At 69.6% G+C, this 22,096-nt stretch carries 24 protein-coding genes; 16 read left to right on the forward strand and 8 right to left on the reverse strand.

Features of this window, described 5'->3' with window-relative positions:
* Positions 1-4: 4 nt before the first annotated feature.
* Positions 5-1,495: a potassium/proton antiporter gene (locus tag ACIRON_RS27190; protein WP_402997411.1), complete on the reverse strand. Its 1,491-nt coding sequence runs from the start codon at positions 1,493-1,495 to the stop codon at positions 5-7.
* A 129-nt stretch (positions 1,496-1,624) separates the two neighbouring features.
* On the opposite strand from ACIRON_RS27190, the gene ACIRON_RS27195 reads away from it, so the two are divergent.
* From ACIRON_RS27195 to ACIRON_RS27230, 8 genes are all read left to right on the forward strand, one after another.
* On the forward strand, positions 1,625-2,800 hold the full coding sequence (locus ACIRON_RS27195; protein WP_402997414.1) for a pyridoxal phosphate-dependent aminotransferase: 1,176 nt from the start codon (positions 1,625-1,627) through the stop codon (positions 2,798-2,800).
* A 103-nt stretch (positions 2,801-2,903) separates the two neighbouring features.
* Entirely contained in the window at positions 2,904-3,266 is a 363-nt protein-coding gene (locus ACIRON_RS27200; RefSeq protein ID WP_402997417.1) for a hypothetical protein, read from the forward strand.
* Complete coding sequence (locus ACIRON_RS27205; RefSeq protein WP_402997420.1) at positions 3,263-4,144, forward strand: hypothetical protein; 882 nt, start codon at positions 3,263-3,265, stop codon at positions 4,142-4,144. The genes ACIRON_RS27200 and ACIRON_RS27205 overlap by 4 nt, the downstream gene beginning before the upstream one ends.
* Positions 4,141-5,472, forward strand: a complete 1,332-nt coding sequence (locus ACIRON_RS27210) for a hypothetical protein (protein ID WP_402997423.1) — start codon at positions 4,141-4,143, stop codon at positions 5,470-5,472. The genes ACIRON_RS27205 and ACIRON_RS27210 overlap by 4 nt, the downstream gene beginning before the upstream one ends.
* A 289-nt stretch (positions 5,473-5,761) precedes the next feature.
* Entirely contained in the window at positions 5,762-6,295 is a 534-nt protein-coding gene (locus ACIRON_RS27215; RefSeq protein ID WP_402997425.1) for a hypothetical protein, read from the forward strand.
* Positions 6,296-6,299: 4 nt separating this feature from the next.
* Positions 6,300-6,824 (forward strand): hypothetical protein, encoded by a 525-nt coding sequence (locus tag ACIRON_RS27220; protein ID WP_402997428.1) that lies wholly within the window; start codon positions 6,300-6,302, stop codon positions 6,822-6,824.
* 37 nt (positions 6,825-6,861) lie between these two features.
* Positions 6,862-7,194 (forward strand): hypothetical protein, encoded by a 333-nt coding sequence (locus ACIRON_RS27225; protein WP_402997430.1) that lies wholly within the window; start codon positions 6,862-6,864, stop codon positions 7,192-7,194.
* Positions 7,195-7,344: 150 nt separating this feature from the next.
* A complete protein-coding gene (locus ACIRON_RS27230; RefSeq protein WP_402997433.1) occupies positions 7,345-8,442 on the forward strand; it encodes a hypothetical protein in 1,098 nt (365 codons plus the stop codon).
* 178 nt (positions 8,443-8,620) lie between these two features.
* Here ACIRON_RS27230 and ACIRON_RS27235 read toward each other — a convergent pair whose 3' ends face one another.
* Together ACIRON_RS27235 and ACIRON_RS27240 are read right to left on the reverse strand one after the other, a co-directional pair.
* Positions 8,621-9,616, reverse strand: coding sequence for a MerR family transcriptional regulator (locus tag ACIRON_RS27235; RefSeq protein ID WP_402997435.1), 996 nt, complete (start codon positions 9,614-9,616; stop codon positions 8,621-8,623).
* 65 nt (positions 9,617-9,681) lie between these two features.
* Positions 9,682-10,170, reverse strand: coding sequence for a MarR family winged helix-turn-helix transcriptional regulator (locus tag ACIRON_RS27240; protein ID WP_402997438.1), 489 nt, complete (start codon positions 10,168-10,170; stop codon positions 9,682-9,684).
* Between the two features lie 41 nt (positions 10,171-10,211).
* Here ACIRON_RS27240 and ACIRON_RS27245 point away from each other — a divergent pair, with 41 nt between their 5' ends.
* From ACIRON_RS27245 to ACIRON_RS27255, 3 genes are all read left to right on the forward strand, one after another.
* Positions 10,212-11,123 carry a DMT family transporter gene (locus ACIRON_RS27245; RefSeq protein ID WP_402997441.1) on the forward strand — a complete coding sequence of 304 codons (912 nt, stop codon included), beginning with the start codon at positions 10,212-10,214 and terminating at the stop codon, positions 11,121-11,123.
* Between the two features lie 10 nt (positions 11,124-11,133).
* On the forward strand, positions 11,134-12,642 hold the full coding sequence (locus ACIRON_RS27250) for a spermidine synthase (protein WP_402997444.1): 1,509 nt from the start codon (positions 11,134-11,136) through the stop codon (positions 12,640-12,642).
* Positions 12,643-13,103: 461 nt separating this feature from the next.
* On the forward strand, positions 13,104-13,883 hold the full coding sequence (locus ACIRON_RS27255) for a GntR family transcriptional regulator (protein ID WP_402997447.1): 780 nt from the start codon (positions 13,104-13,106) through the stop codon (positions 13,881-13,883).
* Positions 13,884-13,901: 18 nt separating this feature from the next.
* On the opposite strand, the gene ACIRON_RS27260 is transcribed toward ACIRON_RS27255, so the two are convergent.
* Both ACIRON_RS27260 and ACIRON_RS27265 read right to left on the reverse strand, forming a co-directional pair.
* Positions 13,902-15,263, reverse strand: coding sequence for a VWA domain-containing protein (locus ACIRON_RS27260; protein WP_402997450.1), 1,362 nt, complete (start codon positions 15,261-15,263; stop codon positions 13,902-13,904).
* Positions 15,260-16,138, reverse strand: coding sequence for a MoxR family ATPase (locus tag ACIRON_RS27265; RefSeq protein WP_091043344.1), 879 nt, complete (start codon positions 16,136-16,138; stop codon positions 15,260-15,262). The genes ACIRON_RS27260 and ACIRON_RS27265 overlap by 4 nt, the downstream gene beginning before the upstream one ends.
* Positions 16,139-16,251: 113 nt before the next feature.
* On the opposite strand from ACIRON_RS27265, the gene ACIRON_RS27270 reads away from it, so the two are divergent.
* Positions 16,252-16,584 carry a hypothetical protein gene (locus tag ACIRON_RS27270; RefSeq protein WP_402997454.1) on the forward strand — a complete coding sequence of 111 codons (333 nt, stop codon included), beginning with the start codon at positions 16,252-16,254 and terminating at the stop codon, positions 16,582-16,584.
* A 47-nt stretch (positions 16,585-16,631) separates the two neighbouring features.
* Here ACIRON_RS27270 and ACIRON_RS27275 read toward each other — a convergent pair whose 3' ends face one another.
* The 3 genes from ACIRON_RS27275 to ACIRON_RS27285 form a co-directional block, all read right to left on the reverse strand.
* A complete protein-coding gene (locus ACIRON_RS27275) occupies positions 16,632-17,339 on the reverse strand; it encodes a winged helix-turn-helix transcriptional regulator (protein WP_402997457.1) in 708 nt (235 codons plus the stop codon).
* A gap of 95 nt (positions 17,340-17,434) precedes the next feature.
* Positions 17,435-18,136 carry a winged helix-turn-helix transcriptional regulator gene (locus ACIRON_RS27280; RefSeq protein WP_402997459.1) on the reverse strand — a complete coding sequence of 234 codons (702 nt, stop codon included), beginning with the start codon at positions 18,134-18,136 and terminating at the stop codon, positions 17,435-17,437.
* A gap of 114 nt (positions 18,137-18,250) precedes the next feature.
* The gene (locus tag ACIRON_RS27285) at positions 18,251-18,928 is read right to left on the reverse strand and encodes a winged helix-turn-helix transcriptional regulator (RefSeq protein ID WP_402997462.1); all 678 of its coding nucleotides are present in this window, start codon (positions 18,926-18,928) and stop codon (positions 18,251-18,253) included.
* A 53-nt stretch (positions 18,929-18,981) separates the two neighbouring features.
* Between ACIRON_RS27285 and ACIRON_RS27290 the strand changes: the two genes are divergently transcribed.
* The 4 genes from ACIRON_RS27290 (at position 18,982) to ACIRON_RS27305 (ending at position 22,031) form a co-directional block, all read left to right on the forward strand.
* On the forward strand, positions 18,982-19,776 hold the full coding sequence (locus ACIRON_RS27290; RefSeq protein ID WP_402997464.1) for a DUF899 family protein: 795 nt from the start codon (positions 18,982-18,984) through the stop codon (positions 19,774-19,776).
* A 10-nt stretch (positions 19,777-19,786) separates the two neighbouring features.
* Positions 19,787-20,197 (forward strand): VOC family protein, encoded by a 411-nt coding sequence (locus ACIRON_RS27295; RefSeq protein ID WP_402997467.1) that lies wholly within the window; start codon positions 19,787-19,789, stop codon positions 20,195-20,197.
* Between the two features lie 31 nt (positions 20,198-20,228).
* Positions 20,229-20,870 (forward strand): PadR family transcriptional regulator, encoded by a 642-nt coding sequence (locus ACIRON_RS27300; protein WP_402997470.1) that lies wholly within the window; start codon positions 20,229-20,231, stop codon positions 20,868-20,870.
* A 150-nt stretch (positions 20,871-21,020) separates the two neighbouring features.
* Positions 21,021-22,031: an ATP-binding cassette domain-containing protein gene (locus ACIRON_RS27305; RefSeq protein WP_402997472.1), complete on the forward strand. Its 1,011-nt coding sequence runs from the start codon at positions 21,021-21,023 to the stop codon at positions 22,029-22,031.
* Positions 22,032-22,096 lie beyond the last annotated feature (65 nt).

Here is a 22,096-nt window from a genome sequence, read left to right on the forward strand (position 1 = left end):
CCGATCAGCGCAGCCAGCCTGCGAGCCGTCCCTTCCGGCTGACCATCTCGAGGCGTCGTTCGGCGAGCTCACGTTGGTGGCGGGGCACGACGACCAGGACGACGTCGCGGGCGCGGAGGACGGTGGTGCTCTCCGGAACCATGGTGCGGCCGTCGCGGATCAGCAGCGACACCGAAGACCCCGTGGGCAGTCGGAGCTCGCCGACCTCGACGCCGTGCAGGCGGGACTCGGGCGGGATCCGGAGCTGGATCAGGTCGGCCGCGATCTGCTCCAGCGGCGCGACGTCGAGATCGAGCGAGCGCGGGTCGTTGGGGCGGGCGACCTCGAGCACCCGGGCTACCCACGGCAGGGTCGGGCCGGTCAGCAGCGTGTAGACGACGACCATCACGAAGACCAGGTCGAAGAGCTCCTCGGCCCCGTCGACGCCCTCGGCGAGCGGGATGGTGGTGAGCACGACCGGCACCGCGCCACGCAACCCCGCCCAGGAGACGAAGGCGGTCTCGCGCCACGTCATCCGGGAGACCACCGTGCTGACCAGCACTGAGGCGGGCCGGGCGATGACGGTCAGGATCAGGCCGGCGACGAGCGCGAGGCCGATCGTCTGGAGGTCGATGCGCCCCGGGGACAGCAGCAGCCCGAGCATCACGAAGAGCCCGATCTGGGCCAGCCAGGCGACGCCCTCGGCGAAGGACCTGGTGGCGCCGCGGTGCGGGAGCTCGGAGTTGCCGAGCACGAGCGCGGCCACATAGATCGCCGCGAACCCGGACCCGTGCAGCCACGTCGCTCCGCCGTAGGCCAGGAAGGCCAGCGTCATCACCGCCAGCGGATAGAGCCCGGCGGAGGGCAGCGCGGCCCGCCGCATCAGCCATGCTCCGCCGAACCCGACGAGCAGACCGACCATGAGGCCCAGCAGCAGCTCGCCGAGCACGACCCCGGCGACGACGATCGGAGGGTGCTCAGCGATCGCGCCGCTGGCGATCAGGGTCACGATCACCACGGTTGGGGCGTCGTTGAGCCCCGACTCCGCCTCGAGGACACCGGTCAGCCTCTTGGGCAGCGGCACCACCCGCAGCACCGAGAACACCGCGGCCGCATCGGTCGGCGAGGTCACCGCCCCCAGCAGGAACGCCAGCTGCCAGGAGAGCCCGAGCAGGTAGTGCGCACCCACCGCGACGATCCCGATCGAGATCACCACCCCGACCGTGGCCAGCATCAGCCCGAGGCCGAAGGCGGGACGTACGTCCTTCCACGACGTCGTCAGACCACCTTCGGCCAGGATCAGCGCCAGCGCTCCGAAGCCGACCGCGTGCGCGAGGGCGGCGTCGTCGAACCGGATCCCGAGCACCGACTCACCGAGCAGGACACCCATCAGCAGGTAGATGAGCAGCGACGGGAGCCCGGCCTTCGTCGACATCCGCACCGCGAGGATCGCCAGGAGCGTGACCACGGAGCCGACCAGCACGAACAGGTCGAACTGATGGACGTCGAAGCTCATGCGGCCGCCTCCGTAGCGCAAGCGCGAGAATACGGTGGCAGCCGCACGAGAGACTGGACTGTCGCTCGCTGGCGCTCGCTCACGGGTCCCCCTTTTGACCGCTGGGACTGCATCCTAGTGTTTGCTTCCATGGACCGTCTGACCGTCGCCCAACGCGCGAACGTGCCTCCTTTTCACGTGATGGACATGCTCGAGCGGGCGGCGCAACGGCAGCGGACGTACGCCGACCTCATCTCGCTCACCTCGGGCCAGCCGTCCACGGGAGCGCCGCAGGCGGTCAGCGCCGAGGCGGTGCGACTGCTGCAGAGCGGTGACCCGCTGGGCTATACGCCGTCGACCGGGATCCTGGAGCTGCGCCAGGCGATCGCGGGGCACCATCGGGCGTGGCACGGGATCGACGTCTCCCCCGAGGACGTGATCGTGACGACCGGTGCCAGCGGCGGTTTCCTGGCCAGCTTCCTGGCCGCCTTCGACGTCGGGGACAAGGTGGCGATGGCCCGGCCGTCCTACCCCTGCTACCGCAACGTGCTCGCGGCGCTCGGGTGCGAGGTCGTGGAGATCCCGACCGGTGCGGCCGAGCGTTTCCAGCCGACGGTGGAGCAGGTGCAGGAGCTGCACGAACGCGTCGGGCTGAAGGGGCTCGTGGTGGCCAGTCCGGCCAACCCGACCGGCACGATGCTGCTGCCCGAGGAGCTGGCCGCCCTGGCTCGCTACTGCGAGGAGGCGGGGATCCAGCTGATCTCGGACGAGATCTACCACGGGCTGACCTACGGCGGGGACGGCAGCCGTGGCCGCAGCGCCTGGGAGACCTCGCGCGACGCCGTCGTGTTCGGCTCGTTCTCGAAGTACTTCTCGATGACCGGCTGGCGCATCGGCTGGCTGCTCGCGCCCGCGCATCTGCGCCGCGCGATCGACGTCCTGGTCGGCAACTTCACCATCTGCCCGCCGACCCTTGCTCAGCACGCCGCCGTGGCGGCGTTCACCCCGGATGCGTACGCCGAGCTCGACGGTCACGTGACCCGCTACGCGACTAACCGCGGGGTGCTCCTCGACGGCCTCCGCTCGCTCGGGGTCACCGAGATGGCCCCGGCCGACGGCGCCTTCTACGTCTATGCCGACGTCAGCCGCTGGACCGACGACACCATGGCCTGGTGCCACCAGATCCTCGACCGCACGGGCGTCGCGATGGCTCCTGGCGTCGACTTCGACCCGGTCGACGGACACCGCTTCGTACGTCTCTCCTTCGCCGGATCGGCGACCGAGATCGAGCAGGCCCTCGATCGTCTCTCGACGATCCTGACCTGACCCAGGCCGTCGAGACGGACGGAATTTGAGAAAGTTCACGATTTTACGTTTAGAAGCTCTCCAGCGGGGTAGGACCATCACAGAGACCTGTCCGAGGAGGGATATGTACGGCGACAGCGACGTGATCCGTCGTCGGGTGAGCCGCCTGCGAGAGCAGGCGGATGACATCCGCGCGAGTGCTGACAAGCTGGTGGTGCAGGCCGAGGCCGTGCCATGGCACGGTCGGGCTGCAGAGTCCCTCCGTGGGCGGATGAAGGAGCGTGCCACTGCGCTGCGGAGCTCGGCCGAGCAGCATGACCGCGCGGCTGACGCCATGGCCAAGCACCTCAAGCAGGTCGACCTGTTCAAGGAGCAGATCGCCGAGGCGGAGGCTCGCGCCGAGACGCTGATCGCCGAGGACGCGCTCGAAGGATTCGAGGCCCCTGAGCCGGGCCACAAGGACTGGCTGGAGGTCACCTTCCGATGACCACGATCGACCTGGGACCCGCTCCGGCGGCGCCGACCGAGCCGTGGGCAGGGGTGCCCCGCCGAGTCGGCCTGACCCTCACCGAGCTCACCCACGCCTGCGAGAGCATCGGAGCTCCGCTCCCGTTCGAGGTGGCGACACACCTCGATGACGGGCTCGACGCCCGCCTGGGACAGACCCGCTCGGCAGCCGAGGCCGAGGCCCTGGACCGCGCCGTCGCCGGCTTCGGCGAGGGCAGCACCTCGCTGCGGCGCCGCGACCTCCTCGACGCCGACGGGACCCTCGACGCCGGGATCGCCGGCGCGCTGGGGCTCCTGGCGACCCCGGAGGTGGTCATCGACCTCGATGTCGTCGTCGACGGCCTCCGCGGCCGCGCCTGGCACCGGCAGAAGGGGGAGGCAGCCGCCTCGCTCGCCACCGTGGACGGACTCGTCTTCGAGCTCTCCTGGTATCCCTCGGCGGCCTGGTCGACCGAGCTCGGCCGCACCGCGACGGTGCCGGGTGAGACCGCCCGGCTGACCTCGGCGGTGCCCGAGCAGCTGGAGGTCCCGTTCGCGACCGCTGACGCCGTCTTCGAGGCGCTGCGCACCGGGCGCGGCGACCTGGTGCCGGTGCTGACCGAGGGCGACGTGGTCGTCTCGAGGGCCCTCGAGGCGCTGCACACCGAGTCCCACGGCCGGCTGCGCGCCATCGTCGCGACGACCGCCGATCCGGAGAACCCGCTGATCGGCGCGGTCTCCTGGACGCTGGTCAACGACGGCTGGCGTTCGATGCGAACGGTGTCGCTCGATGGCGAGCTGACACTGCTGATCACCAGCGTGGAGCCGTCCGAGCTCGCCGCAGACCTTGCCCCTGTTCTCGCGGAGGTGGCCCGATGAGCCCTACGTCGTCCAACGATCCGATCAACCGCCTGGGACCGGTCCCGGGTGGCGCCCCCGACTCGGTGCCTCCGCCCGCGGGTCCGGAGGACAAGTACGCGCAGATCCTCGGCCTTGCCAGTTCCATCGGCGACGCCGGCGCGCAGCTGCGCGAGTGGGCCGAGCTCGGCGCCGAGATCCTGACCGACGACGACGTCACCTCCTCCGCAGAGCTCTCCGCGAAGACCTGGGAGCCGGCCGAGGAGGAGATCCGGGCCGCGATCTCCGAGAAGGGTGGCGTCCTCGGGCTCGGTCAGGCGCTCGACGCCGACGCGCTCTCGGTGCGGGCTACCGTGCAGACCTATCGCTGGATCGACGAGCTCCAGGCCGCCGCCCGCAGCACGCTGGGCGCCATCGCGGCCAACGCACTCGACTACCTCGCCCCCGAGGTCGAGCTCGGCGGGTCGCTGCTGTCCGCCGGCCTGATCGAGACCGACGCGCTCGACCGTGAGGGCGTCTCCGCCTATCTCGGCGAGCTCGCCCAGGGTCATCCCGAGCTGATGGACCACATCGCCACCGGCGGCGGGCTGCTCGAGTCGCTCGAGCTGCGCTCGCTGCTCACCGCCGACTTCCCGCGCGGCGACGACGCCGGGGCGGCCACCGCGGGCGCGCTGCGTGCCGCCGGCATCGACACCTTCACGACCGACGCCGGGCACGCGCTGCGTGACGTCGGTGGGGCGCTGGCCGCCACCGAGGAGGACACCCCCGCCGGAGACGTCACCGCCGCCACCCCGGCCACCATCGAGGAGCTGATCCGCACACTCGAGGCCACCGAGACCGGCGTCGCGGTTCAGAAGACGGCCCCCGGCCGCTACATCGCCTATCTGCCGGGTCCGTACGCCGGCAGCCGGCGCCTGAGGCTCGTCTCGGGTGACCTCTCCGACTACATCGCCACCGCGTCGCGGACCATCGAGGAGGCGGTCGCGGCCGGCTCGCACGTGATGCTGGTCGGCGCCGCTGCCGGTGGCACCGCGGCGGCCTCGATCGCGGCGACGGCCGGGGCTGCGTACGTCGTGGACCAGGTGGTCACCGTGGGTGCTCCCGGCGCGGCAGCGCCGCGGGTTCCGGAGACCACGCGGGTGTTGTCGCTGGAGGACCGCTCCGACCCGGTCGCGCTCCTCGGCGGGCTCATCAACGCGGGCGTCGGACACCGGTTCACGGTCGTCTACGACGGCACCACGGCGGAGGAGAGTCACTACGTGGCCGGTGGACGGGCCGCCGACAACGCCAGCCACGACGAGCTCCGGGACGAGATCGGGCGGATCCGCAGTCTGGGGTACCTCGCGTAATCGGACTCAGATGGAACCGGCCGCGAACAGAGGTACGGGCGGACTACGGGATACTTCACGTCGGCGTGGCGCCTAGGAGCGCAGAAACGTGGCCGGATGATGTGGCTCGAGGTCAGCTCGGACAACATCCCATGCCCGGGTCTTCGCCGTTCCACGCTTCCTGCGGCTGGTACGGGTGAGTACGGGTCGAGTACGGGAACTGCGATGCCGGCACTCGCCCTAGCGTTCCCCTGAGCGGGGCACAGATTCTTCGCCTGAGGTGCTCCCGCCGAAATCGAAGGGAAACCAGATGAGAAGAACACGCAACCTGCGCATCGGCGCAGCAGGCATCATCAGTGCGCTCGCCGTCGCGCTCATGCTCGCTCCGGCTGCACCGGCCTCTGCCGCGCCGTCGGCCTCTGCCGACCAGTACAGATTCGAAGTGACCGTCGTCAGCAAGTCGGTCACTCGTGGCGTGACCCAGTACGGCGAGCAGTTGGGCTCGTGCGGCTCACCGAGCAGCACCGTGGAGTGCGGCATCAGCGTGACAAGATCCGCAACCCGAAAGATCGGGGTCTCCGCCGGCGTCAGCGTGGCCTTCGTCGCGGGACAGCTGGGGATCAGCAGCGCAAAGACCGAGTCGATCTCGATCCGTTGTACCGGAAAGCCGACGCGCACACACCGCTATGTGGTGGCTTACACCGTGTCGGATGTCTGGTCCTACACCGTGCGCACCAGGAAGTACGACTACTTCACGGGAAAGCTGGTCTCGACGACCAACTCCAAGCAGCGGGCGTACGACCCGAAGGGCTTCCGCTGTGCCCTGTCGAGCTCGGCAGCCTGATCACATGGTCACCACCAACCTACAAACCCCCGTACACACGCGAAGCCGCCGCACGCTTGTCGCGATGATCGCTGTCGGGATGGTCTCAGCGATCGCATCCGTGCTCGGCACAGTGGCGACCGCGGCACCTGCATCGGCCATCACGACCTACAAGGTGACTGAGATCAGCCGCTCCGCGGGCATGGTGAACATGAACAACATGCTCGCTCAGTGCTCCGGAACCCCTGGATTCGTCTGCATCATCGAGCGAAGCCTCTCGGCCACCCGCGAGATCAGCCTTTCGCTTGGTGTGAGTCGCGGAACCGTCGCGGGCGCCCTGAACATCTCGAGCGCTACGACGAGAACCGTCGCCGTCAGCTGCAAAGCAACGATCACTTCGAGTCGGCCCGTCCTGAAGGCGTACCCGATGGGCACCCAGATCTTCTACAAGGTCACCAGGACCCAGAACGGAGCCAAGAAGACATCGGGGACGCTGATGGCGTTTGTCCCGAGCGGCGCAGACACCTACTGCACACATCTTCGAGGCTGATCGTGAGGACTCCGAGCCAGCAGTCAGGAGAAGTCAGATGACACTTCCAGCTTCCACTCGGCGATTCGCCGCGGTCCTGGGCATAGCTTGCATCACGCTCTTCGGCACCGCCGCTGCATCGCAGGCGGACACCCGCAAGGCGGTGATCTCGTGCCCCGGCGCGGACGGGTCGATCATTCAGGTGACGAGCGCCGGAGCGACCTCCATCGTGATCGTCGACAGCGACACCGGCGAGCGGACGACTCGCAAGAGTCTCGGAGGGGTGCTCCAGATCCGGAGTACGGTCACCCGAGGAACGGTGGCGGCGACCGCACCGACCGTCACGGGCGTTACCGTCACGTGCGCGCCAGATTGGGGCAAGAGTTCCTGACCCCCGATGCCCGGCGATCTCGGGATGACCCCCGGCAACCACGGCCGCGTGGCTGTCGGGGGGTCATCGCCCGAGCGGCAGAGTTGCCCGACAGGCGTGAGTCGATACGGTGTAGGACGCGCACTCTGACGCCTACCCGGATCGGTCCCTGTGAAGTCCATCGTCGTCCACGCCGGCCTCCCCAAGACGGGCACCTCCGCGGTCCAGGCGTACTTCCACACCAACACGGAGAAGCTCGCCGGAGCCGGCATCTTCTACCCTCAGCACACCGTCGACAAGAACGGCATCAGCGCCGGGAACGCCGGCTCGCTGATGGAGCGCTCGGGTCACCTCTTCGTGGCTTCGCCTCGCGAGGTCACCAGGACGCTCGAGGAGTTCGAGGCGAGCGGATGCCACACCCTGCTGCTCTCCTCCGAGGCGTTCCTGCCAGAGCTGCCCGGGATCACCGAGCTGCTGCCGCCGCAGGCCCGGTTCGTCCTGTACGTCCGCGATCCCCTCGCCTTCCTGGAGTCCGACTACAACCAGCGGGTCAAGCGGCTCGGGCACGTCGATCCGTTCGAGGCGTCCCCCGATGGGTACGGCGGATGGCTGGGTCACCAGCACCTCTACAACGCGCTCGACTCCGAGGCGGTGCGCTCCCGGCTCGTCCTCCGGCCCTACCTCCCCGAGCTCTTCGTCGGCGACAACCTGCTCACCGACCTGCTCCACACCACCGGGATCGACGCCACCGAGCTCGGCGATCTCTCCTTGAGGCAGGTCAACCTCTCGTACTCGCTGCACGCGCTCGAGATCAAGCGCGCGCTCAACGTCCTCCCGCTCGGGCCTCAGCTGCAGGAGCGCCTCGACGTCCACCTCCAGTCCTGCCCCCTCGGGCCGACCAGCTACACCCTGATGCCTCCCGCCGACCACGAGCGGCTCCGCAAGATCGCCGACGACGAGCTGCACGCGTTGGCGCTGCGGTATGACATCGACTCCCTCGAGCCCATGCGGGAGCTGTTGCGCCGGAAGCCGCAGAAGCCCTTCCACCCGCAACAGCTCACCGACGACGAGGTCGACGCGGTCGTACGGCACATCGCCACCGTCGGCAAGCGGCTCGCCCGCCGGATCGCCCAGACGCTTCACGAGCACCCCGAGATCGAGCTCGTCTACCCCTCCCTGCGCGACTCGTTCGCCGCCGCTGCCGCCGACCTGGACGCAGCGCCAGCAGGCCGGCAGCACTGGTGGCAGCGCCTGCGCCGCACCGACTGAGCCACCCCCACGCCGAGTCGGCGCAAACTGACCGGATCCCGCGTCGGGGGGGGGGGGGGGGGCCCCCGCCACCCCCCCCGCGGGGGGGGCCCCCCCCCCCCCCCGCGCGCCGGGGGGGGGGCCGCGCCCCCCCCCCCCCCCCCCCGACGGGGAATCAGGTCAGGACAAGCCGACTCGGCTACGTCAGGTCGGCGACCACGATGGTGTGGTTGTCCGGTTCTCCTGCGGCGACGACAGCGGCGGCCACCGCGTCGGCAACCGCCTGCGGGCCGGCCTCGGCGGTGATCAGGGCGTCCAGGTCGTCGACGTGGGAGTGGACGCCGTCGGTGGTCAGCACCAGCCTGTCGCCGGGCAGCAGGTCGAGCGACATCTCGTCGGCGACGACTCCGGGGACGAGGGCGCGGTTGAGCAGCGCCCGGTGCTCGTGGGAACGAGCCTCGTCGGCGGTCAGCTGGCCGGCCTCGACCATCGCAGCGACAACCGTGTGGTCGTGGGTGACCTGGCGTACGGCTCCGTCTCGCACCAGGAAGACCCTGGCGTCGCCGATGTGGGTGACCCGCGCGGTCGAGCCGTGCAGGTCGACTGCGGTCAGCGTGGTGCCCGACTTCGGCACCTCCGCGAACACCTCCTGGATGGCCGACCGCAGCCCGCCGGCGGCGTACGCCGTCAGGGCCGCAGCGGCAAGATCGTCGCGGTCGCCGAAGCCGTCGGCGACCGCGATCAGCTCGGAGGTGACCAGGACGGCGTCCTGCTGGCTCGACCGGGCACCGGTCTCGTGGCTGACACCGAACTCGACGTTCAGGGTCTCGGTTGACGTGGTCATCTGTTGTGCCTCGCTCCTCAATCGGTGGACGAGGACGGAGACCATCGTGCGACGCGTGGACGTGTCGGCCTCGACCTGGCGCCAGTAGGTCTCGACCTCGACCGCCGCGAGTGCGGCGGGCATGTCGACGACCTCCCGGATCCGGGCCAAGGGCATCCCGACCAGGCGCAACGCGGCCACCAGGCGTGCGCGTTCCACCTGGTCAGGCGCATAGCGGCGATAGCCGGAGACCGCGTCCACCTCGGCAGGAGGCAGCAGGCCGAGGTCGTCGTACAACCTCAGCGCCTTCGGCGTCAGCCCGGTCTCCCGGGCGAAATCGCCGATGTTGACAAGCCCCTCCAGGCCGCTCATGTTCACCATCCTCCCCGGTGAAGGTCACCGGTGGAAGCAGATTGGTGCTTCCCCTTGGGGCAACCTCAAGCCCCGGTCTGCTCGGCCCACTTCTCGAGCAGCCGGGCGAGCGAGCGCCGCTCGGCCGCGGTGAAGACGGCGAGCAGGCGGTGCTCGTTGGCGATGTGGTCGGTGAAGGCCGCGTCGATCAGCTCGCGCCCGCGCTCGGTCAGCGCGATCCGGCGCCCACGACCGTCCTCGTCTCGGCGGTCCCGGCTGACCCACCCCTGAGCCAGGCAGCGGTCGACCCGCTTGGTGACCGCCCCCGAGGAGACCATCGTCTGCTCGCCGAGCTCCTTCGGAGTCAGGGCGTACGGAGCGCCTTGCCGTCGCAGCGTCGCCAGCACGTCGAACTCGCCCTCGCCCAGTCCGTGCTGGGCGTAGACGCCGACGAGCTCATCGGTGAGGCGCAGCCCGAGGCGGTGCAGCCGGGCGATGACGGCCTGCGGGGTGATGTCGAGGTCGGGACGCTCCCGCTCCCACTGCGCCATCACGGTCGAGACGTGGTCTGCCATGACACTGGAATATATCTGACGAGGAAGATATTATCTCTTCCATGGAAAGTAGATTCGTGACCCTCGCGCTGACCGCGATCGCCCCGGTGGCCTGGGGGTCCGGCTACTTCGTCACCGCCACATTCCTACCGCCGGACCGGCCGCTGTTCGGCGCCATGGTCCGGGCGCTGCCCTTCGGCCTGCTGCTCCTGGCACTCCGGCCAGGCCTGCTCCACGGCTCCTGGTGGTGGCGCACGGCAGCGCTCGGGCTGCTCAACTTCGGGGCGTTCTTCGCCCTCGTCTTCGTCGCCGCCTACCGGCTCCCCGGCGGCCTCGCCGCCACCCTGACCGCGGTCTCTCCGATCGTGGTGATGCTGCTGGCCTGGGCCTTCGCCGGCGAGCGGCCGCGGGTCGGATCGCTCGCGGCCGGCGTCGTCGGTGCCATCGGCGTGGCCCTGCTGGTGCTCCGCGGCGGCGCGAGCCTCGACCTGATCGGGGTCCTGGCCGCCTTCGCCTCGGTCGCCGTCTTCTCCACCGGCTTCATCCTCGTCAAGGTCTGGCAGCCGCCGGTCGGCCTGCTCACCTTCACCGCCTGGCAGCTCGTCCTCGGCGGCCTCGCCCTCGCCCCGGTGGCCCTCCTCGTCGAAGGCCCACCGCCCGCGCTCGACCTGCCGGCCATCGGGGGCTACGCCTACATCGGCATCGTCGGCACGGTCGTCGCGTACGCGGTCTGGTTCCGCGGCGCCCGGCGGCTTCCCGCCGCCGCGGTGTCCCTGGTCGGCCTGCTCAACCCGGTCGCCGGGATCCTCATCGGCCTCGCCTTCGCAGGTGAACATCTCACCCCGGCCAGCGGGCTCGGGATGGCGTTGGTGCTCGGTGGCGTACTCCTCGGACAGCCCGCGGTGCTCGACCGGATCAAGGCCGGGCGGCGGCCAGAACCGGTCTCGTGTGCCGACGTTGGAGCCGCCGGATAGGTTCACCTCCATGAAACTGCGTGCGCGTGCGCTTGAGCTTCTCGTCTTCACCGTCGGTGCCGGCACCTTGGGCTCAGAGATGGCCGCGGCTCGGCTGCTCGCGCCGTGGTTCGGCGACTCGACGATCGTGTGGGCCAACACGATCGCGACGGTGCTGGTGGCACTTGCGATCGGCTACTCCGTCGGCGGCAGGATCGCCGACCGGAACCCGCATCCCTCCGGCCTCGCCAAGATCGTGCTCGCCGCCGCCGCCCTCCTCGCCGCGGTGCCGTTCGTCGCCGACCCGTTCCTCCCGCTCGCGGTCAGGGCGGTCGACCAGCTCAGCATCGCGACCTTCGCCGGCTCGCTCGTCGGCGTCGGCGTGCTGCTCGCGATCCCGCTCTTCCTGCTCGGCATCGTCAGCCCCTACGCCGTCAGGCTGAGCGTTGAAGCCGTCGAGGATGCCGGCCACGCGGCCGGGCGCCTCTACGCGATCTCGACGGTCGGCTCCCTGGTCGGCACCTTCGCCGCCTCGCTGTTCCTCATCCCGGTCGTCGGGACGCGGCGTACGTTCCTGATCTTCGCTCTGCTCATGGCGATCTGCGCGATCCCGCACCTGGTCAAGCGGCGGCTGCCGGCCGCGGCCGTACCGGCCGTGATCCTCGCCCTGATCGTGCTTCCGACCGGGTCGATCAAGACGCTGACCAGCAACGGCGGCAAGGTGATCTGGGAGAAGGAGACGGAGTACCAGTACGCCCGCGTGGTCGAGTACGACGACGGCAGCCGCTACCTCGAGCTCAACGAGGGCCACGCCGTGCACTCTGTCTACAACGAGGGTGAATGGCTCACCGGCGCCTACTGGGACGAGATGCTCTCGTTGTCGTACGCCGGCGCGGAGGCGCCGAAGTCGGTGGCGATCCTGGGCTCGGCCGCCGGGACGACCGCGCGACAGTTCGGACACTTCGCCCCCGAGACACGGGTGGACGCCGTCGAGATCGACGAGGACGTCACCGAGGTCGGCCAGAAGCTCTTCGATCTCAAGGACCAGCCGAACCTCCACCTCCACACCGCCGACGCCCGCCCGTGGCTGCAGAAGCAGACCCGGAAGTACGACGCGATCATGGTCGACGCCTACCACCAGCCCTACATCCCGTTCTACCTGACCACGAAGGAGTTCTTCGCACTGGCGAAGGACCACCTGAACCCGGGTGGCGTGCTCGTCGTGAACTCAGCCCACCCGGAGGGCTCGACAGCGCTGGAGAAGGTCCTCACCGCAACCCTGCGGACCTCGTTCGGCGAGGCCGTGTGGCGCTCGGACTCCGGCCCGACCAACACCCACCTGATCGCGACCGTCGATCCGGAAGCCGACCCCGCCGCGAGCCTGACCGCCACCGCCGAGGAGCAGCCCGCCGATCTCGCCGGCACCCTGACCGACTCCGCCGCCCGGCTCGAGCCGGGCGTCCGGGGCGGGACGGTCTACACCGATGACGTCGCGCCGGTCGAGTGGCTCACCGACCTCAGCCTTCTCGAGGTTGCCTGACCCGCTGGGGCGTTTCACCTCACCGATCGGTGTCTTGCGCAGGCACCCGACGCAGACCTGGTTGGGCGCGACCTTGCTGAGCCTTCGCGGCGGCAGCACGTGCCACGTGCCCAGCCGGCGGCCGCACATGGTCATCACGTACCCGTTGCTCCTCTTGACCGAGCGAAGGTGCCAGAAGCTGCCTCGGTCGGTGCGGTAGACCAGTGGGTCCTTGGCCAGGACCGGCGGCCTCACGCTGGATCGCATGCTGAGTCTGTCGTCTACGAACACGAATTCCCCCCAAGGAATGTCGATGGCTCTCGTCGTTGAGTGCCTCGAGACGCCGGTCTCCAGCGGGGGCCAGGTGCCCAACGCCCCGAGGCTTGTTCGACCCTAAGTCCACTCATTGCAACGGGTCAAGGCGGAAAGGGTGGGGCTATGCGGCTATTCGGGATCTGTACGCCTCAGTAACGTGTTCTCCCATGAGCAACCCCCGTCCGCGCGGCCTGCCGAAATACCTCCACGTGGCCGACTATCTGCGGGCCCAGATCGACGACGGCACCTACCAGCCCGGCGAGCGTCTACCGACCGAACCCGAGCTGATGGACACCTTCCCCTACGACCGCGCCACGATCCGGCGTGGTCTGGCGGTGCTGCGCAACGAAGGCCTGATCACCAGCGAGCAGGGCCGTGGTGTCTTCGTACGCGACGCCACCAAGACCCGCTACGACCTGATGAGCATGCTGATCACCGACCGGAGCCACCCGGCGAAGCCGGACGCGGCCTACAACCAGCCCCCACGCGGTCCGGACGACGGCCTCTCGATCGAGCACTCCTACGAGGTGATCGCGGCCGGCGAGAAGCTGGGAGCGGCCTTCGAGATCGATCCGCGGAGCGAGCTCCTCAGCACCACCTACACCTTCTACATCAGCGGCGACGACACCGCCGAGTACCGCACCACGGCCTACATCCCCTATCCGCTGGTCATCGACACCCCGCTCGCCACCCCGACCGACGACTGGCCGCAGCCGCCGATCAAGGATCTGCTCGCCACCGTCGGCGTGAAGGTGACCACGGTCGCGATGGACATCGAGTCGCGGATGCCGACGCCGCAGGAGACCTACGACCTGCAGATCCCCGACGGCACCCCGGTCCTCTCCGACCGGCGCCGGTTCCTCGCCGAGGACCGGATCGTGTGCGTCACCGACTCGGTCGGGGTCGCCGACCGGATCGTCTACGGGCTCGACCTGAAGCTGCAGTGAGGCCGCCACGACCCGGCATCAGGCCAGGTCGTGGACGAACTCGCTCAGCTGGGTCAGGTTGCGGCACTCCCGCATCTCGATGATCGATCCGTAGCGCGTCGCCTCGGAGTCGCCGGTGTCCCACTGCGTACGGACCTCGGGGTTGAGCCAGTGGGAGTGCCGTGCCGCGTCGGCCATCGCGCGCAGCGAGTCGACGGCGAGGTCGGAGTAGTTGGACCGGGCGTCGCCGAGGATCAGCAGTGACGACTTGGGGCCGAGGGCGTCGGCGTGCCGCTCCTGGAAGAGGGAGAAGGCGCGGCCGTAGTTGGTGCGCCCCATCCGGGCCGCGTGCTCGGTCGCCTTGGTCAGCTCGGTCATCGTGTCGACCAGGTCGGCGCCGGGCTTGAAGTAGGACGTGACCTCGTGGATCTCGTCGACGAAGGTGAACGCGCGCACCTTGCCGAACTGCTCGCGCAGCGCGAAGACGAGCATCAGCGTGAACGTCGCGAAGTTGGACACCGAGCCGGACACGTCGCACAGGATCACCAGCTCGGTGCGGTGCGGCCGCTTCGGCCTGAAGCGCAGGTCGACGGGAACCCCGCCGGTGGACATCGAGGACCGGAGCGTACGCCGCAGGTCGACCGCTCCTCGCCGGCGCGCGTGGTGCTCCTGGGTGAGCCGCGTCGCCAGCCGGCGCGCCAGCGGGTAGATCTCGCGCCGCAGCGCCTCCAGGTCGGCCCGCCGCGCATGCAGGAAGTCGAGCTTCTCGATGGTGGGGCGTACGGCGATCTTGGCGATCTGCTCGGGGCCCTTCTCCTCCGCGATCCGGCGGCGGGCGTCGGCCTCGACCAGGCCGGCGAAGCGGTCCATCCGTCGGGTGCCGACGCGCGCCGCCTCCTCCTCGGTCCAGCCACCCTGCTGGAGACCCTCGATGAGCCGGGCGGTCAGCTCGTCGGTCGAGAGCCGGCGCAGCGCGGTGTAGGACGACCAGGAGCTGAGCCCGGGCCCGCGGCCGGGCATCGCGCCGAAGCGGGCCACCGCCTCGGCGGCAAGCTGGCGGAGCATCTCGACGTCGTCGGCCTCCAGCGCCTCGGCCAGCCGTGAGGAGAACTCCTCGAGCGCTTCCGGACCGTCCTTGGTCACCCCTGCGGCCGCCGCCTCAGCGTCCATCCCCGAGCCGACCATCCGTGGGAAGTAGAGCTCGAAGAGCCCGTCGAAGGTGGCCCGCTGGTTGGCGCGCTTGACCAGGGTCGCGGCGTACGCCTCCTTGACCTGCTGACGGTCGGTCCAGCCGATCAGGCCGAGAGCGGTGACCGCGTCGAGGCCCTCGGAGAGCGACACCGGCAGCCCCGCTCCCCGCAGTGCTTCGAGGAACTCGATGTGCCGGTCGAGGAGAGTCACCTCTTCAACCGCAGCTCTCGGACGGCGCGGTCGACGTCGGAGGAGTGCTTGAGGACGACGCCGAGGGTGTCGGCGACGGCCTTGTCGGAGAGGTCGGTGATCTCCAGCGCGATCAGGGTGCGCGCCCAGTCGACCGACTCGGCGATGCTCGGGGCCTTCTTGAGCTCCAGCTCGCGCAGCCGGCCGACGACGGAGACGAGCTGGCGGGCGACCTTGTCGTCGAGCCCGGGCACCTGGGAGAGCACGATCTCGCGCTCCCGGTCGGCGTCGGGGTAGTCGAGGTGGAGGTAGAGGCAGCGTCGCTTGAGCGCCTCGGAGAGCTCGCGGGTGGCGTTGGAGGTGAGCACGACCAGCGGACGGCGGGTCGAGGTCATCGTGCCGAGCTCGGGGATGGTCACCTGGAAGTCGGAGAGCACCTCGAGCAGCAGCCCCTCGACCTCGACGTCGGTCTTGTCGACCTCGTCGATGAGCAGCACCGTCGGCTCCTCGCGGCGGATCGCGGTGAGCAGCGGCCGGGTCAGCAGGAACTCTTCGGAGAAGATGTCGTCGTGGGTCTCCTCCCATGCCTGGCCGTCGTTGGCCGCCTGGATGCGGAGGAGCTGCTTCTTGTAGTTCCACTCGTACAGCGCCCGGGCCTCGTCCAGACCCTCGTAGCACTGCAGCCTGACCAGCTCGGCCCCGGTCGCGCGGGTGATCGCCTTGGCCAGCTCGGTCTTGCCCACGCCGGCCGGTCCTTCGATGAGCACCGGCTTCTCCAGCGCCCCCGCGAGGTAGCTCGTCAACGCGGTCGAGTCGTCCGCGAGATAGCCGACGTCTCCGAGACGGGTGACGGCCTCGGCGGGCGAGGAGAACCAGGAAGACGTACGCGAAGGCATGACGCGACACTAGCGACTCTGCACCTGGTCTGCCCCCGGTGTCCGGATGGGACCTTCGTCATAGTGCCCGAACGCAGCCGTCACCGTCGGGCCGATCCGTCGTTGTCTCAAGCGTGCACTCGGACACCCCGCGACCTCTGACGCTGGTCGTCGCCGCCATGAAGGTCTGCGCGCTGACCGCGCTGGCGGCCTTCTGTCTGGTGGCCGTGACCACGCCGTCCGAGCCGCGGTCGCTGGCTAAGCGGGAGCAGCCCGAGCTCGCCGCCATGCTCGAGCAGCACCACTGCGTGGCTCCTCCGACGATCGCGCCCTGGCGCCGGCAGAGCGCCATCATCCGCTCCCCGCTCGGCGAGCTGAAGCACGTCCCGCTCGACGTCGGCCAGCTGATCGAGCAGGGCAAGGCGCGCGGCGAGCTGATCGCCTTCTGCGCCGACCCCGCCCCCTAGGGCGTGTCTCCCAAATCCACGCCCGCCGTGTCTTTGGGAGACACGCCCTAGGCGCCGACCGCCGCCATCGCGTCGGAGAAGACGAGGAGCACGCGGCCCAGCGCCGCCCGGTCGCCCTCGACCCGCAGATCGCCCTTCTCCAGGGCGTCGGCCAGGGGCTGACCGAGGAGGGCAACTCCCGCCCAGGCTGTTGAGTCGCCGGTGACGCTGATGTCCGCCCGGGCGAGCTCACCGACGTCGAGATCGAAGCCGTACTCGTTCCAGTCCAGCCGGAACTGCAGAGGCTCCACGTCGGGGCAGCGAGCGTCGGTCAGCCTCCAGGTGGCCCGGAGCGGAGTCTGGGTGGGCAGGCTCTGGGGCGGGACCATCGTGCGCATCGCGACCATCACCCCGCTGGGCGTCATCCCCGTCGACGGGACCGGGAAGTGCGCCGAGCCTTCCAGGGCCCACAACGACAGGACGCTGAGGACCTTCTCCAGCTCCCGGCCCCAGTCGGTCAGGGCGTACGCGGTGGTCTTGGTGAGGTAGCCGAGCTCGGTCTCCACCACGACGCCCGCGCGCTCCAGGAACTGCAGCCGGTCGTTGAGCTCCTCGGTGCTGGCCCCGATCAGGGACGACCTCAGATCAGGAGCCGTACGCGGCCCGAACATCAGCTCGCGCACCACGATCAGGCTCCACCGGTCACCGATCAGGTCCAGTGCGTGCGCGGCCGCGCACGCGTCTCCCAGGTCCCCGTAGGACAGGTTCAGGGTCACGTCGGTCCTCTCCGAGCAGCCGGATCCGTCGAGTCCAGTGAACCACGTCACACCCGACGGCGACGCTGTTGTCCCGACCGCCGGGCGGAAGAACGTCAGCTGGCCTCGGCGAGCGTGTCCGCGAACAGCCCGAGCACGCGATCCAGCGCGGCACGGTCACCCTCGACCTTGAACCCGGCCTCGGCGATCGCGGCATCCACGGGGAAGCCCATGAACACGACACCGGTCCAGGTGGTCGAGTCGCCCGCGATGGTCACGTCGGCGTCCTCGAGCGTGCCCTCGGCGAGGTCGAACTGGTTGCCGCTCCACACCAGCCGGAACTGCTGCGGGTCGGCGTCCGGCCGACGTGCGTCGGTCAGCTCCCAGGTGACGCTGATCGGTTCGGCGGTCGTCGCGCTGCCGGCCGGCACCATCGTGCGCATCGCCACCATCACGCCGCTGGGCGTCATCCCCGCGGACATGATCGGGAAGCGGGTCGAGCCGTGGGCCCAGCGGCCGAGTGCTCCGAGGATCGTCTCGAGCTCGCGTCCCCACGGGGTGAGGGCGTAGGCCGTCGTCTTGGTGATGTAGCCGAGCTCGGTCTCGACCACGACACCGGCGTGCTCGAGGAACTGCAGCCGGTCCTTGAGCTCGTCGGTGCTGACCCCGATCACGGAGGATTGCAGGTCACGTGCCGTACGCGGCCCGAACATCAGCTCGCGCACCACGATCAGGCTCCACCGGTCACCGATCAGGTCCAGTGCGTGCGCGGCAGCGCACGCGTCTCCCAGGTCCCCGTACGTCAGGTTCAGGGTCACGTCGATCCTCTCCGAGTCATTCGAACCCATCGAGAGTAGTGAGCCCGAACTACGGGTCATCAGTGCCAGAGGTCCCGCCGTGCCGGTGAAAATGCTGAACCCGATGCGAGGGCGCTACGCGATGGCGCCGTACGCAGCAGCCACCCGCTCCACCGCCCGCCGGTCTCCCTCGACGGCCATCGAGTCGACCGGGCTCCCGGCGAAGACGACGTCCGCCCATGCCGACGAGTCGCCGGAGACGGTCGCCGCGGGCGCGTCGTCCGCACCCACGGTCAGCTCGAAATGGTCCTCGTCCCAGTGCAGCCGGTAGCGGCGTACGCCCGCGGCGGGACGCCGCTCGTCGTGCAGCTCGATCACGATCCGGACGGGGCCGTCATCCCATGCGGCCATCGTGGCGTAGGGGGCCATGGTGCGCATCGCCACGATCACCCCGTCGGGGGTCATGCTCCCCTCCGGCACCGGGAAGCCGGGCGAGCCCTGCGCCCAGCGACCGAGCGACCGCATCACGTCCTCCAGGCCCTGTCCCCACTCGGTGAGCCGGTAGACGCGGGTCTGTCCGAGGTCGTCGAGCTGGGCCTGCTCGACGACGCCGGCGTCCCGCAGCGCCCGCAGTCTGGAGGTCAGCACGGCGGGCGTGATCCCGACGACGGCCGAGGCCAGGTCCGCGAACCGGCGCGGACCGAGCAACAGCTCGCGCGCGATCACCATGCTCCAGCGGTCCCCGATGACGTCCATGGCGTGCGCGGTCGCGCAGGCATCACCCAGGTCGGCGTACGTCTGCTTCTTCGGCATCGATCCTCCAAACTCTCTTCACAAGAGTATCAACTATGTTTAACGTAGTTTTTATGAAGCCGACCATCCCGCTGCCACCGGTCGTCGACCGGACGACCTATCTGCACGAGCGCGAAGCGCTCCTCGACCGCGAAAAGGCCCACACCCGCGCCGGCGACGTCCTCGCCGCGGCCCGGCGAAGGCTCCCGATGACCGAGGTCGACGCGGCCGCACCGCTCGTCGGCGCCGACGGACGGATGAGCCTGCTGGACGCCTTCGAGGGGCGCGACCAGCTCTTCGCGAGCTACCACATGTGGCACACCGGCCATGCCGCCGCCGACCAGTGCGAGGGGTGCACGTTCTTCAGCGGCGGCGTGAGCGAGCTCGGCTACCTGCACTCGCGAGGAGTGACGTACGCCGTCTTCTGCCAGGGGCCCTATCCGGAGAGCTCCCGCTACCGGGACTTCATGGGGTGGGAGATGCCGTGGTACTCCGTGCCCGAGGAGTCGTGGGACGTCCTCGACGCCCGCGGGTTCTTCGGGGGCAAGGTCTGCTACCTGCGCGACGGCGACCGGGTCTTCGAGACCTATCGCACGACCGGACGCGGCGTGGAGCCGATGTCGGCGTCGTACGGGATCCTGGACATGACCGTCTACGGGCGGCAGGAGACCTGGGAGGACTCACCGCAGGGCTGGCCGCGGCTCACGGGCATCGACGGCAGCCAGTTCCGCAGCGAGCAGGCGTCGACGACCAACCATCGAGCCGGCGTGAGCGGTCGCCCGACGGCGCAGTGGTCGCGGCTCGCCGCCGGACGCGACGACGACCTCGGATCCGACACCGCCCCCACGGCCGACCACTGCTGTCACTGAGGAGCTCCGGATGCGTACGACGATCGCCCTGCCCACCCGGGACCGCGCCCGGTCCCACGTCTTCCTCCGCGACGGCCTCGGCCTCGAGACTCCCGGAGAGCTCGCCGACGACGGTGTCCCCGAGCCGCTTCGCGCGACCCTGTCGGACTCCTGCGAGGTGATGATGATCCCGACCGGCGGGTTCAAGTGGGTCACCGGACAGCTCGGGGACGAGCCGATGGACGCAGCGACCCTGCCGGAGGGTCCGAGGCAGTGCCTGGTCACGATCGAGCTCGGCTCGCGCGGCGATGTCGAGGCCCGCTACGCGGCCGCGACGGCGCTCGGCCGCGGCGTACTCGAGCCGGAGTCGGCGCCGTGGGGTGAATACCGCGCGCTCGTCGCGGACCCCGACGGCCATCTCTGGCAGCTGACGTCCCACTGAGGCCCGGTCGTGCCGCCCCTAGAATCTCCCTATGGCCGGAGACGACACACGGATGCTGCTGCTGGGAGCAGTGGCGCTGTTCGAGCCCGTCAACGGCTACCAGATCCGGCGCGAGCTGATGTCGTGGCAGGTCGACCAGTGGGCCAACATCAACCCCGGCTCGATCTACCACGCGCTGACCTCGCTGACCGAGAAGGGCCATCTGACCAGGCACGATCTGGTCGACAACGGGCGAACGGTCGCGGTCTACGAGATCAGCACCAGCGGCCGGGCAGAGCTGGAGCGCCTCGTCACCCGCTCACTGCAGGCCGTGGACGTCTACAACGGCGTCCCCTTCTACGCCGCGTTCTCGCTGGTGCCGCTGCTGGAGCGGCGGGCCGTGATCCAGCACCTGAGCGTCCGGCTGAAGAACCTGGAACGCACGATCAAGGAGCTCGACGCCGCGGTCCGCGTGAACGCCCGCATGGTGCCGCCCCACACCGTCGCCGCGCTCCACCTCCAGCTCGACAAGCTCCGCTCCGAGCGGACCTGGCTGGTGGAGGTCCTGGACGACGTACGCAGCGGCAAGCTCTTCTTCGCCGGCGACGCTCCCGACTGGGCACCGGCCGCGGACGACCCGGGATGGCAGATGGACGCCGACCGGAAGCGCTACCGGGAGATGCTGCGCGGCTGAGCCGTCGCGGGTCGCGCTCGAATTGGTTTGACAACCCGGGATCAAAATTGAACACTCACGGTATTCAAGTTTGAACAGCCGGGTAAAACCGGGTGATTGTTGTCGGTGGTCCGTGCTTGTCTGGGACATGCACGCACAAGGGAGTGACACATGATTCACGCACGCGGCTTGAGGCACACCTTCGCCTCCGGCCATGGCAAGCAGAAGAAAGAAGTCGTCGCGGTCGACGGGGTCGACCTCGATGTCGAAGAGGGCGAGGTGGTCGGCTTCCTGGGCCCGAACGGCGCCGGAAAGACCACCACCCTGCGCATCCTCACCACCCTCCTCAAGCCCACGGCAGGCACCGCCACCGTGGCGGGCTTCGACGTGGCCAGGCAGTCCATCGACGTCAGGCGAAGCATCGGCTACTGCTCCCAGGTCGGATCGACCTTCTCGGGCGCCTACGCCGGCGACGAGGTCGTCGACCACGGAATGCTCTACGGGATGTCCAAGAAGGACGCGGTCGCCCACGGACAGGCGCTCTTCGAGAGGCTTCAGCTCGAGGGGCTGTGGCGCCGCAAGCCCCGCAACATGTCCGGCGGGCAGAAGCGCCGCCTCGACATCGCGATGGCGTTGATCCACGCCCCCAAGCTGGTCTTCCTCGACGAGCCGACCACCGGCCTCGACCCGCAGGCGCGGGCCAACCTGTGGGATCACATCGCCTCGCTGCGTACCGACCACGGGGCGACGGTCTTCCTGACCACCCACTACCTCGACGAGGCCGACACCCTCGCCGACCGGGTCATGGTCATCGACCAGGGCCGCATCGTCGCCAACGACACCCCGGAGAACCTCAAGGCCGCCGTCTCCGGCGACCTGGTCTCCCTGGAGGTCGCCACCGACGAGCAGGTCGCGATCGCGCGCGACAAGCTCAGCTCGATCTCGGAGACCATCGAGGTCGACGAGCGGCTGGTCAGCGGCCGGGTGCCGCGGGCCGGGAAGGCCGTGCCCGGGCTGCTGCGCGACCTGGAGGCCAACGGCGTCTCGCTGGAGTCGATCGAGGTCGCCCGGCCCACCCTGGACGACGTCTTCCTGACGTTGACCGGACGATCGTTGCGCGATGCCGACGCAGGCGCACCCGAGGCCGACGAGGCCACCGAGCAGAATCAGGAGGCCAAGTGATGAGCGAGCGCCAGCGAGCGACAATGGGCGTCAGGCCGCCGCGTCCGTATTCTTCGCACTGCTCT

The organism is Nocardioides sp. NPDC101246 (genome assembly GCF_044767415.1).
Classification (GTDB): Bacteria; Actinomycetota; Actinomycetes; order Propionibacteriales; family Nocardioidaceae; genus Nocardioides.